Origin of the sequence: Mycobacterium sp. AMU20-3851 (assembly GCF_043974665.1) — a bacterium.
Taxonomy (GTDB): Bacteria; Actinomycetota; Actinomycetes; order Mycobacteriales; family Mycobacteriaceae; genus Mycobacterium.
This window is the reverse complement of the sequence record NZ_CP146371.1, coordinates 3,500,484-3,512,365: the sequence shown is the minus strand read 5'-3', so window position 1 is coordinate 3,512,365 and position 11,882 is coordinate 3,500,484. Positions and strand designations below refer to the sequence as shown.

The following is an 11,882-nucleotide window of genomic DNA, read 5'->3' as shown; positions in this document are numbered from 1 at the left end:
GCGGGCCGTCCTTATCCGGTTTGGGGTCTCGTCATTGTGCCGGTCGGCAACCGGCCGTCCAACCAGGCGTCGAGTTCGCGGTAGGCCGCCGCCCGCGGCCCCGCGAGCGACAGGAAGACATCGTGTTTGGCATCGGGGATCGGCACCACGGTGAGCCGGTTGCCGACACACCCGGCCCAGCGGGCGATCTGGGTGACGTCGAGCACTGCGTCACCGCGCTGGATCAGATCGGGGTCCCCGTTCTCGGTGACGCTGTGATCCGAGCGCAGGATCAGGCTGGGCACCCCGACATCCAGGCCGCGGTGCAGCCGCTTCTGGGCGCGCCGGATCGCGTTGATCCAGCCGAAGGTGACCGGGAACCCGCCGACCGGCTTCCACTCCAGGTTGTACTCGAATTCCCCGTGGTAGTCGCGGTGCAGGCTGGTGCCGTACCCGCCCGGGGTCGGCTTGCGCACCACCTGGGTACGTCGCACCCGGGCCAGTGCCATCAACGCGGCCGAGGTCGGCGGTGTGCGCAGGATGGCCGGCCCGTGCAGATCGAAGAACGGGCTGTTGAGCACCAGGCCGCTGATCGGTCCGGTGGCGTTGCGCCGGCGCAGCCGGTCCAGCCACAGCGTCACGATCAGCCCACCTGCCGAATGCCCGTAGACCAGTGTGTCGGGGGAGTCGATCACCTCGAGTGCGGCCTGCAGTGCCGCGTCGTAGTGCGCCAGATCGGAGGTGAAGTGCGGGGTCTGGCCGTCGCGCCGGGACCGGCCGCATTTGGGCAGGTCCAGTGCGTAGACGACGAATCCCCGGCCGGCCAGGTGATCGGCCAGTTCGGTATGGAAGAAGTAGTCGGTGTAGCCGTGCACCAGAAGGACGCTTCGCTCGCCCTGCCTGGACGGCTCGCCCCGGGCGGGGGGCTCGCCCCGGCACACCAGGGTGGCGACCAGCTCGCCCTCCCCGTCGGGATCGGTGCCCAGGGCCAGCGACCGCTGTCGATAGCCAGGTAAGACGTCGGGGTCCCAGCCGGTCACGTCAGCCACTCTAGTGACCCGCACAGCCCGGCCGCTTGCCAAGTCAGCGGCGGGATAACCTTAGTGCGTGTCTGACACGAAAGTAGCTAAGACAGACGTGGTGCTCGTCGGCGCGGGGATCATGAGCGCCACCCTGGGCGCCCTGCTGCGTCTGGTGGAACCCACCTGGTCGATCACGTTGATCGAGCGCCTCGACGGTGCCGCCGCCGAGAGCAGCGATCCGTGGAACAACGCCGGTACCGGGCACTCCGCGCTGTGCGAACTGAACTACACGCCGCAGAAGTCCGACGGCACGATCGACACCGCCAAGGCCATCACCGTCAACGAGCAGTTCCAGGTCTCCCGGCAATTCTGGGCCTATGCCGTGGAAAACGGTGTGCTGCCCGACGTGCGCAACTTCCTCAACCCGATCCCGCACGTGAGCTTCGTGCAGGGCGCGGCCAACGTGGAGTACCTGCGGGCGCGTTACGACGCGCTGGTGAGCAACCCGCTGTTCGCGACGATGGAGTTCATCGACGACCGTGACGAGTTCAGCCGCCGGCTGCCGTTCATGGCGGCCAAGCGGGACTTCAGCGAGCCGGTCGGCTTGAACTGGACCCAGGCCGGCACCGACGTGGATTTCGGCTCGCTGTCGCGCCAGCTGCTCGGCTACTCCGCCAACAACGGGATGACCACGCTTTTCGGCCACGACGTACGCGATCTGCGTCAGGGATCCGACGGCAGCTGGACGGTCAAGATCACCAACCGGCGCACCCGGGCCAAGAGCACCATCAACGCCAAGTTCGTCTTCGTCGGCGCCGGCGGTGGCGCGCTGCCGCTGCTGCAGAAGGCGGGCATCAAGGAGGCCAAGGGCTTCGGCGGCTTCCCGGTCGGCGGTGCGTTCCTGCGCACCGGCAACCAGGAACTGACCGCCGGCCACCAGGCCAAGGTGTACGGCCTGCCGCCGCTGGGCGCCCCGCCGATGTCGGTGCCGCACCTGGACACCCGGGTGATCAACGGGAAGTCCTGGCTGCTGTTCGGCCCGTTCGCCGGCTGGTCGCCGAAGTTCCTCAAGCAGGGCAAGGTCACCGACCTGCCGCTGTCGGTCAAACCCGACAACCTGGCCTCGATGCTGGGCGTGGGCCTCACCGAAACCGGCCTGCTGAAGTACCTGATCGGGCAGCTGCTGCTCAGCGAGGGCGCACGGGTCGACACCCTGCGCGAATTCGCGCCCAGCGCAGTCGATTCCGACTGGGAGCTGGATGTGGCCGGGCAGCGGGTGCAGGTCATCCGGCGCAAGGGCGCCGGCGGGGTGCTGGAGTTCGGCACCACCGTGCTGTCCGCCGCCGACGGCAGCATCGCCGGTCTGCTGGGCGCCTCCCCGGGTGCCTCGACCGCGGTGCCGGCCATGCTCGAGGTGATGGAGCGCTGCTTCGCCGACCAGTACCAGGGCTGGGTGCCCAAGCTCAAGGAGATGATCCCGTCGCTGGGCACCAAGCTGTCCGGCGAACCCGCCCTGTTCCGCGAGGTCTGGGACTGGGGCACCAAGGTGCTCAAGCTGGACGAACCCGCGTCCGTGTGACGGGGGCCGCGCCATGACGGTCGCGTTGCGCCGCAGCTGGGCCAAGGACCTGGACGCCGCCACCCTCTACCAGCTGCTCAGGCTGCGGGTCGAGGTGTTCGTGGTCGAGCAGGCCTGCCCATACCCCGAGCTCGACGGTCGTGACCTGCTGGCCGAAACCCGGCACTTCTGGTTGGAAGGTGATGACGGCCAAGTGATCTCGACCCTGCGGTTGATGGAGGAACACCCCGGCGGGGAGAAGGTCTTCCGGATCGGCCGGGTGTGCACCAAACGCGCCGACCGTGGCCACGGGCACACCACCCGGCTCATGCAGGCCGCCGTCGCCGAGGTGGGCAACCACCCGTGCCGGATCGATGCGCAGACCTATCTGCAGGACATGTACGCCGCGCACGGCTTCATCGCCGACGGCGACGAATACACCGAGGACGGCATCCCGCACGTCCCGATGATCAGGCCGGGAGCGGTGAACCTGTGACCGTGGTGCACTATCCGTTCAGCGCGCTGGTCGGGCACGAGCGGCTGCGGCTGGCGCTGGTGCTGTGCGCGATACGCCCCGATATCGGCGGCGTGCTGATCCGCGGCGAGAAGGGGACCGCCAAGTCCACCGCGGTCCGGGCGCTGGCCGCGGTGCTGGCCCAGGTCGACGACGATGCGCGGCTGGTCGAGTTGCCCATCGGTGCGACCGAGGACCGGGTGGTCGGCTCGCTGGATCTGCAGAAGGTGTTGCGCGACGGCGAGCACGCGTTCTCCCCGGGGTTGCTGGCCCGCGCGCACGGCGGGGTGCTCTACGTCGACGAGGTCAACCTGCTGCACGACCACCTGGTCGACGTGCTGCTCGACGCGGCGGCGATGGGCCGGGTGCACATCGAACGTGACGGCGTATCGCATTCCCACGACGCCCGTTTCGTGCTGATCGGCACCATGAATCCCGAGGAGGGCGAACTGCGCCCGCAGTTGCTCGACCGGTTCGGGCTGACCGTGGACGTGGCCGCCTCCCGCGACGTGGACGTCCGCGTCGAGGTGATCCGGTCCCGGATGGCGTTCGAGGCCGACCCGGCGGGATTCGCCGCCCGCTACGCCGACAGTGACGCCGAGCTTGCAGGCCGCATCACCGCGGCCCGCGCCGCTGTCGGCGATGTGGTGTTGGGCGACAACGAGTTACGCCGCATCGCTGCGCTGTGCGCGGCCTTCGACGTGGACGGGATGCGGGCCGACCTGGTGGTGGCGCGCACCGCGGTCGCGCACGCGGCCTGGCGGGGCGGGCCGGTCGTCGAGGAACAGGACATCCGGGTGGCCGCCGAACTGGCGCTGCCACACCGGCGCCGGCGCGACCCGTTCGACGACCCCGGCCTGGATCCCGAGCGTCTCGACGAGGCGCTGGCCCAGACCGAAGACGGGCCCGAGGATCCCGACCCCGATCCGGAACCGCCCGGCGGGGGATCCGACGCTCCCGGCGAGCTGCAGACCGACGGTCAACCCGGGGAATCGGCACCCAGCAAGAAACCGGCCGGCGCGCCGCAGACCCGTTCCAGCGCACCGCCGTCGGCGACCTTCCGGACCAGGGCGCTGGTGGTGCCCGGTGTCGGCGAGGGCGCGCCCGGGCGGCGCTCCCGGGCCCGCAACCGCACCGGCAGCACCGTCGGATCCACCGATGTGCCCGGCGAGGGTCACGGCACCCACTTGTTCGCGACCGTGCTCGCGGCGGTCCACAACCAACGCCAGGCCGGCCGGCCACAGGTACGGCCCGACGACGTCCGGCGCGCCGTGCGGGAAGGGCGGGAAGGCAACTTGGTGATCTTCGTGGTCGACGCCTCCGGGTCGATGGCCGCGCGGGACCGGATGGCCGCGGTCGGCGGTGCCGCACTGTCGCTGCTGCGGGATGCCTATCAGCGTCGCGACAAGGTCGCGGTGATCACCTTCCGCGGTCAGCGCGCCGATCTGCTGCTGCCACCGACCTCCTCGGTGTACATCGCCGGGCGGCGGCTGGCCCGCTTCGACACCGGCGGCAAAACCCCACTGGCCCAAGGTCTGCTGGCCGCACGCGATGTGGTGTTGCGGGAGAAGGCGCGCGACCGGGCGCGGCGACCGCTGGTGGTGGTGCTGACCGACGGCCGCGCCACCGGCGGGCCGGACCCGCTCGGCCGGACCCGCGCCGCGGCCCGGCTGCTGGTCGCCGAGGGGGCCGCCGCCGTGGTGGTGGACTGCGAAACCTCTTTTGTGCGTTTGGGTTTGGCCGATGAACTGGCCCGGCAGCTGCACGCTCCCGCGGTGCGGCTGGCCCATCTGCAGGCCGGCGAGCTGACCTCGCTGGTTAAGACCGCTGCGTAGGAGGCACCATGCCACAGGGACAACCACTGACCGTGCCGGACGACGGGCTGACCACCAAGGCCCGCCGCAACGCGCCGCTGCTGGCGGTGCACACCGGGCCAGGCAAGGGGAAATCGACCGCCGCGTTCGGGATGGCGCTGCGCGCCTGGAACCAAGGTTTCGACGTCGCGGTGTTCCAGTTCGTCAAGAGCGCGAAGTGGAAGGTCGGCGAGGAGAGCGCCTTTCGCGAACTCGGCAAGCTGCACGAGGAACACGGTGTCGGCGGCCCGGTGCAGTGGCACAAGATGGGCTCGGGCTGGTCGTGGACTAGGCCGAATAAGGCGCCAGATGGCTCAGCGGTCGACCACGCCGAGACCGCGCGCGACGGGTGGGCCGAGATCAGCCGCCGGATCGCCGAGCAGCGCCACGACTTCTACGTGCTCGATGAGTTCACCTATCCGCTCAAGTGGGGCTGGATCTCCACCGAGGAAGTCATCGCCACCCTGGCCGACCGGCCGGGTTCCCAGCACGTGGTGATCACCGGCCGCGATGCCCCGCAGGCGCTCATCGACGCCGCCGATCTGGTGACCGAGATGACCAAGGTCAAGCATCCGATGGACGCCGGTCGCAAGGGCCAGCGCGGCATCGAATGGTGAGCACACACCCCCCGCGAGCGTGCGTGTCTGGGCACGACACGCGGGGGATCAGCCGGAGCTTGCGCACACTCGCGCCGACCCGGGTGGCCGGGGCCCATCCCGGTGGGGTGACGTGCCTGGCCGACGAGACCCGGCCGAGCGTGCGTGAACTCGCTTTCTCGGGCGGCGTGTCGTCTGCAGACACGCACGCTCGCGGGGAGTGGGCATGGGTGTGAGCACGCCGGCGGTCGTCATCGCCGCGCCCGCGTCGGGCAGCGGGAAGACCACGGTCGCAACGGGTTTGATGGGCGCCCTGCGCCGTGCAGGGCACCGGGTCGCGCCGTTCAAGGTCGGTCCCGACTTCATCGACCCCGGTTACCACGCACTGGCCTCCGGTCGGCCGGGCCGCAACCTGGACCCGGTGCTGGTCGGCGAACCGCTGATCGGGCCGCTGTACCGGCACGGCGCCGCGCACGCCGACATCGCCGTCGTGGAAGGGGTGATGGGCCTGTTCGACGGCCGGATCTCCCCGGACGGGGTCGGGCCGGCGCAGGGGTCGACCGCGCACGTCGCCGGCCTGCTCGGTGCCCCGGTGCTGCTGGTGGTCGACGCGCGTGGCCAAAGTCACAGCATCGCCGCTCTGCTGCACGGGTTTTCGACGTTCGACACCTCGACCCGGATGGCCGGGGTGATCCTGAACCGGGTCGGGACCCCGCGTCACGAGGCGGTGCTGCGGCAGGCCTGTGAACAGGTCGGTGTCCCGGTGCTCGGCGCCATCCCGCGGGCCGCCGAGTTGGAGGTGCCGTCCCGGCACCTGGGCTTGGTGACCGCCGTCGAGTACGGAGCGCTCGCCGAACGCGCGGTGGCCGCCATGACCGATCTGGTGGCCGCTCACGTCGATGTCGCAGCCGTCGCGGCAGTGGCCGCCGCCTCGGTGTCCGCGCCGCCCTGGTCCCCGCCGACGGGTACCGCCGACTCGAAGGTGACCGTCGCGCTGGCCGCGGGCCGGGCCTTCAGCTTCGGTTACGCCGAACACCGGGAACTGCTGGCCGCCGCCGGGGCGGACGTCGTGGACTTCGACCCGCTGATCGACCCGCTGCCCGAGGACACCGCAGCGCTGGTCATTCCGGGCGGATTCCCCGAACAGTTCACCGCCGAACTGTCGGCGAACGAGACGGTGCGCACCCAGATCCGGGCACTGGCCGCGGCGGGCGCCCCGGTGCACGCCGAATGCGCCGGGCTCACCTACCTGGTCGACGACCTCGACGGGGTGCCGATGTGTGGGGTGCTGTCGGGCTCGGCGCGGTTCACCGAACGACTCACCCTCGGCTACCGGGACGCGGTGGCGGTCACCGACTCGGCACTGCACACCACCGGCGAGCGGGTCAGCGGGCACGAGTTCCACCGCACCGCAGTGGCTTTCGGACAGGACTATCCGAGCGCCTGGGTGTTCGGCTCGGCCGCCGGGCACCGCGTCGGCGACGGTGCCGTGCACCGCGGCGTGCACGCCGGCTACCTGCATACACATCCGGCGGCGCACCCACAGGCCAGCTCCCGCTTCGTCGCCGCGGGCGCAACCTTTAAGCTCGGCGGGTGACAGAGAACGCCTACCTGGTCGGCCTGCGTCTGGAGGGCCGCAAGGTCGTCGTGGTGGGCGGCGGCACCGTGGCCCAACGACGGTTGCCCCTGCTGATCGCCGCCGGCGCCGACGTGCACGTCATCGCCCGCGCAGCGACCCCCGCGGTGGAGGCGTTCGCGCCGATCACCTTGGCTCTGCGTGATTTCCGCGACGAGGATCTCGACGGCGCCTGGTATGTGCTGGCCGCCACCGACGATCCGGACGTCAACGCCGCGATCGTGGCGGGCGCCGAGCGGCGGCGCATCTTCTGTGTGCGCGCCGATGTGGCCCGCGAGGGCACCGCCGTCACCCCGGCCACCTTCGACTACGAGGGGCTATCGGTCGGCGTGCTGGCCGGCGGGGAGCACCGCCGCTCGGCCGCCATCCGGTCGGCCATCCACGAGGCCCTGCAGCGCGGCGTGATCACCGACCGGGGCGGCGACGGCGATGTGGTGCGCGAGGGCGTGGCACTGGTCGGTGGGGGACCCGGGGACCCCGAGCTGATCACGGTGCGTGGCCGACGCCTGCTGGCGCACGCCGACGTGGTTGTCGCCGACCGGCTCGCCCCGCCGGAACTGCTGGCCGAGCTGCCGCCGCACGTCGAGGTGATCGACGCGGCGAAGATCCCGTACGGACGGGCGATGGCGCAGGAGGCGATCAACGAAGTCCTGATCGACCGGGCCAGGCAGGGCAAGTTCGTGGTGCGGCTCAAGGGCGGGGACCCGTTCGTGTTCGCCCGCGGCTACGAGGAGGTGATCGCGTGTGCCGAGGCCGGCGTGCCGGTGACCGTCGTGCCGGGTGTGACCAGCGCCATAGCGGTACCCGCGCTGGCCGGCATCCCGGTCACGCATCGCCACGTCACGCACGAGTTCGTGGTGGTCAGCGGGCATGTTGCGCCCGACCATCCCGAATCGTTAGTGAATTGGGATGCACTGGCCGCGATGTCGGGCACGATCGTGTTGCTAATGGCCGTCGAACGGATCGAGCTGTTCGCCCAGGCGCTGCTGGCGGGCGGTAGACCAGCGGATACGCCGGTGATGGTGGTGCAGCACGGCACCACGGCCGCGCAACGGACGTTGCGCGCGACGCTCTCCGACGTCGGTGAGCGGGTCCGTGCGGAGGGCATCCGACCGCCCGCGATCATCGTGATCGGGCCCGTGGCAGGCTTCGGTAACTAAAGGATTTCTAAGATTACTGTAAAGTAGCCCGGTATGACTGCTCTCAACGACGCCGGACGCAAATCCGGCCGCCGGGACGACGCAGACGGCAGCAACCGGGCTCTACCGGTACCAGTCGGCCGGGGGGATATGCGACAAAACAGCAGGTTACCCGCGTGGTTGCCGCCCTGGAACTTCATCGCCGCCGTCATCGCCATCGGTGGTATGCAGTTGCTCGCGACCATGGACAGCACGGTCGCGATCGTCGCGCTTCCTAAGATTCAGGATGAGCTGGGGCTTTCCGACGCCGGCCGCAGTTGGGTGATCACCGCCTATGTGCTGACCTTCGGTGGCCTGATGCTGCTGGGCGGTCGCCTCGGCGACACCATCGGCCGCAAGCGCACCTTCATCGTCGGCGTCGCGCTGTTCACCATCGCCTCGGTGCTGTGCGGTGTGGCCTGGGACGAGGCCACCCTCGTCATCGCCCGCCTGCTGCAGGGCGTCGGCGCGGCCATCGCGTCGCCGACCGGCCTGGCATTGATCGCCACCACCTTCCCCAAGGGTCCCGCCCGCAACTCGGCCACCGCCGTGTTCGCCGCCATGACCGGCATCGGTTCGGTGATGGGGCTGGTCGTCGGCGGCGCGCTCACCGAGGTCTCCTGGCGTTGGGCGTTCCTGGTCAACGTGCCGATCGGCCTGCTCATGCTGTACCTGGCCCGCACCCACCTCACCGAGACCAGCAAGGCCCGGATGAAGCTGGATGCCGCGGGCGCGATCCTGGCCACCCTGACCTGCACCGCCGCGGTGTTCGGCTTCTCGATGGGCCCGGAGAAGGGCTGGATCTCCCCGCTGACGCTCGGCTCGCTGGCCGCGGCCGGAATCTTCGGGCTGGCGTTCCTCTACGCCGAACGCGCCGCGGAGAACCCGGTGGTGCCGTTCTCGCTGTTCCGCGACCGCAACCGGGTGGCCACCTTCGCGGCGGTCTTCCTGGCCGGTGGCGTGATGTTCACCCTGACCGTGCTGATCGGCCTGTACGTGCAGGACATCATGGGCTACAGCGCCCTGCGCGCCGGTATCGGCTTCATCCCGTTCGTGATCGCGCTCGGCATCGGCCTGGGCGTGTCCTCACAATTGGTGTCCCGGTTCGCGCCACGCTGGCTGGTGATCGCCGGCGGTGTCCTGGTGCTGTCCGCGATGATCTACGGCTCGACACTGCACGGCGACATCCCGTACTTCCCGAACCTGGTGCTGCCCATCACCGTCGGCGGCTTCGGCATCGGCATGATCGTGGTGCCGCTGACCGTCTCGGCGATCGCCGGGGTGGGCTTCGACGAGATCGGCCCGGTGTCCGCGATCGCGTTGATGCTGCAGAACCTGGGCGGCCCGGTGGTGCTGGCGGTCATCCAGGCCGTCATCACCTCGCGCACGCTCTACCTCGGTGGCACCACCGGCCCGGTGAAGAACATGAACCCGGACCAGTTGCACGCCCTGGACCAGGGTTACACCTACGGCCTGCTGTGGGTGGCTGCGGTCGCCGTCGTGGTCGGTGCGGTGGCGCTGTTCATCCGGTACACGGCCGAGGAGGTCGCGCACGCCCAAGAGGTCAAGGATGCGATCGACGCGGGAGAGCTCGAGCACTGAGGAAGTCCCGCACCAGCGGCACCACCTCACCCAGATGCGTCTCCAGCAGCCAGTGGCCCCCGTCGAAGGTGTGCAGCGCGGCGTCGGGCAGGTCCCGAAGATAGGCCCGCGCTGACGCCTCGGGCATGTACCCGTCGTTGACGCCCCACACGATCAGGGCGGGCGGCGTGTGCTCCCGCAGGTAGGCCTGCTCGGCCGGGAAGTTCCGCAGCGTGCGGGGCTGGTCCTCCAGCAACCGGATCAGATTCGCGATGCGCTCCGGCGTGTTCATCAGGTCCCAGTGCAGCCGCCACAGATCCGGGCTGATCCGATCGGCGAGATGGTCGGGCAGTTCCCCGACGAACTCGCTGCGGAACCCGGACTCGGTCACGTGCTCGGCGATGCTGCGCCGGGCGTCGGGCCCGGGGTTGTCCCAGGCCTTCTTGAGAAAGTCGTACTTCGGCCCGAAGGCTTCCGGGTAGATGTCCCCGTTCTGGATGATCAGCCCGGTGACCCGTTCCGGCGCGGACATGGCCAGCTGCAGCCCGAACTGCGAGCCGTAGTCGTGCAGCCAGAGGGCGTACCTCTGCAGGCCCATTTCGTCGGCGAAGCTGCGGAGGAAGCGCCCGTAGGCGTCGAAGGTGTACCCGAATTCGTGCACCGGCGGCGTCGCGCTGTAGCCGAAGCCGGGCAGATCGGGCGCCAGCAGGCGCCAGCGGTCACCCAGGGCGGGTAGCAGGTTGCGGAAGGCGTAGGACGAACACGGATAGCCGTGGGGGAGCAGCAGCACCTCGGCCCCGGGCGGACCGGCTTCCCGGTAGAACGTGTCGACGCCGTCGATGACGGCGCGTCGGTGTCGGACTGGGGCGGATACCGGTGCGCTCACCTCCTCGGGCTTGCCCGTCCGAGCTCCGGCCAAACAAAAGTGTGGAATGCAGGTTTGGAATCCGATGTTGGTGGGTAAAGGCTGGTCAATGCGATTTAGGCTCGGCGCGCGCCCACGTTTGTGCGCCCCTGACCGCCGTGCCCGAAAAATCACAACGATGTAATTTCTCCACACCTGTGGATGAATCCTGTGGATGAATCCGGTGCTCTGCACGGCTCCGGCCGCCCGCTGTCCTCGGTAGGGTGGTAAGCCATGTCCGGATCCGAGCTGGCGGGTACGCGACTGTCCGACAGTGTGCTCGGGCCGGTGTCGGCGGTGACGCCGATGGTCTACAACCTGGCCGGCCAGATCGCCACCGCCACGCACACCAGGGAAGCCGTCGAAGCGGGACAGCTGTGAGTCCCTCTCGGCAACGGTGTTCCGAGGTGGTCGACCCGATCGGCTGGCGGCTGGTGCTGGGCACGCTGATCACGCACGTGGCGGTCGGCTCGCTCGGTGAGGCGGTGCGCGCCGCAGCCGCCGCCGTCGATGCCGCGGGTGCCGACGGCGCCGGGCACCTGAGCATCGACCTGGCCGACCAGCGCGCGGTGCTGCGCCTGCACGACCGCGCCACCGGCACCGTGACGGAACTGGACCTGGCGCTGGCCCGGCGGATCAGCGCGGCGCTGGCCACCGCGGATCTGGTCACCGAGCCCGGCGACGCCACCGCGACCCCGCAGGCGGTGGAGATCGCGATCGACGCGCTGGACATCACCGCGGTGCGGCCGTTCTGGCGGGCGGTCACCGGGTACGTCGACGGCCCACATCCACCGGATCTACCGCCCGGCGCCCTCGTCGACCCGCTCGGCCGCGGGCCGGTGATCTGGTTCCAGCAGATGGACCGGCCGCGCCATGCGCACCGGAACCGGATCCACCTCGACGTCGACGTGCCGCCCGAATACGCCCAGGCCCGCATCGACGCGGCGCTCGCCGCGGGTGGACGGCTGGTGTCCGCGGATGCGGCGCCGGCGTTCTGGGTTCTCGCCGACGTCGAAGGCAACGAGGTGTGCGTCTGCACCTGGCAGGGGCGCGACTAGGCT

The 11,882-nt window shown here is 70.1% G+C and carries 11 protein-coding genes; 9 read left to right on the top strand and 2 right to left on the bottom strand.

Translation table 11 applies throughout. The annotated features are described in order from the left end of the window. Nucleotides 1-11: 11 nt before the first annotated feature. Nucleotides 12-1,019 carry an alpha/beta hydrolase gene (locus V4U86_RS16865; RefSeq protein WP_395307102.1) on the bottom strand — a complete coding sequence of 336 codons (1,008 nt, stop codon included), beginning with the start codon at nt 1,017-1,019 and terminating at the stop codon, nt 12-14. A gap of 121 nt (nt 1,020-1,140) precedes the next feature. Between V4U86_RS16865 and mqo the strand changes: the two genes are divergently transcribed. The 7 genes from mqo to V4U86_RS16830 all read left to right on the top strand — a co-directional run bounded on the left by mqo (nt 1,141) and on the right by V4U86_RS16830 (nt 9,938). Further along, nucleotides 1,141-2,580, top strand: a complete 1,440-nt coding sequence (gene mqo, locus V4U86_RS16860; RefSeq protein WP_395307101.1) for a malate dehydrogenase (quinone) — start codon at nt 1,141-1,143, stop codon at nt 2,578-2,580. A gap of 13 nt (nt 2,581-2,593) precedes the next feature. Beyond that, entirely contained in the window at nt 2,594-3,055 is a 462-nt protein-coding gene (locus tag V4U86_RS16855; RefSeq protein WP_395307100.1) for a GNAT family N-acetyltransferase, read from the top strand. Between the two features lie 5 nt (nt 3,056-3,060). After that, nucleotides 3,061-4,908, top strand: coding sequence for a magnesium chelatase subunit D family protein (locus V4U86_RS16850; protein WP_395312087.1), 1,848 nt, complete (start codon nt 3,061-3,063; stop codon nt 4,906-4,908). A gap of 8 nt (nt 4,909-4,916) precedes the next feature. Further along, nucleotides 4,917-5,543 (top strand): cob(I)yrinic acid a,c-diamide adenosyltransferase, encoded by a 627-nt coding sequence (cobO, locus tag V4U86_RS16845; RefSeq protein WP_395307099.1) that lies wholly within the window; start codon nt 4,917-4,919, stop codon nt 5,541-5,543. 211 nt (nt 5,544-5,754) lie between these two features. Further along, complete coding sequence (locus tag V4U86_RS16840; RefSeq protein ID WP_395312086.1) at nt 5,755-7,119, top strand: cobyrinate a,c-diamide synthase; 1,365 nt, start codon at nt 5,755-5,757, stop codon at nt 7,117-7,119. Next, entirely contained in the window at nt 7,116-8,318 is a 1,203-nt protein-coding gene (gene cobA, locus V4U86_RS16835; protein WP_395307098.1) for a uroporphyrinogen-III C-methyltransferase, read from the top strand. Before V4U86_RS16840 ends, cobA begins: the two co-directional genes overlap by 4 nt. A 129-nt stretch (nt 8,319-8,447) precedes the next feature. After that, nucleotides 8,448-9,938 (top strand): MFS transporter, encoded by a 1,491-nt coding sequence (locus V4U86_RS16830; RefSeq protein ID WP_395312085.1) that lies wholly within the window; start codon nt 8,448-8,450, stop codon nt 9,936-9,938. On the opposite strand, the gene V4U86_RS16825 is transcribed toward V4U86_RS16830, so the two are convergent. Beyond that, the gene (locus V4U86_RS16825; RefSeq protein WP_395307097.1) at nt 9,901-10,803 is read right to left on the bottom strand and encodes an alpha/beta fold hydrolase; all 903 of its coding nucleotides are present in this window, start codon (nt 10,801-10,803) and stop codon (nt 9,901-9,903) included. The two genes, V4U86_RS16830 and V4U86_RS16825, sit on opposite strands and share 38 nt — an antisense overlap. Nucleotides 10,804-11,055: 252 nt before the next feature. On the opposite strand from V4U86_RS16825, the gene V4U86_RS16820 reads away from it, so the two are divergent. Together V4U86_RS16820 and V4U86_RS16815 are read left to right on the top strand one after the other, a co-directional pair. Further along, complete coding sequence (locus tag V4U86_RS16820) at nt 11,056-11,202, top strand: hypothetical protein (RefSeq protein ID WP_395307096.1); 147 nt, start codon at nt 11,056-11,058, stop codon at nt 11,200-11,202. A 26-nt stretch (nt 11,203-11,228) separates the two neighbouring features. Next, nucleotides 11,229-11,879 (top strand): VOC family protein, encoded by a 651-nt coding sequence (locus tag V4U86_RS16815; RefSeq protein WP_395307095.1) that lies wholly within the window; start codon nt 11,229-11,231, stop codon nt 11,877-11,879. Nucleotides 11,880-11,882: the final 3 nt, after the last annotated feature.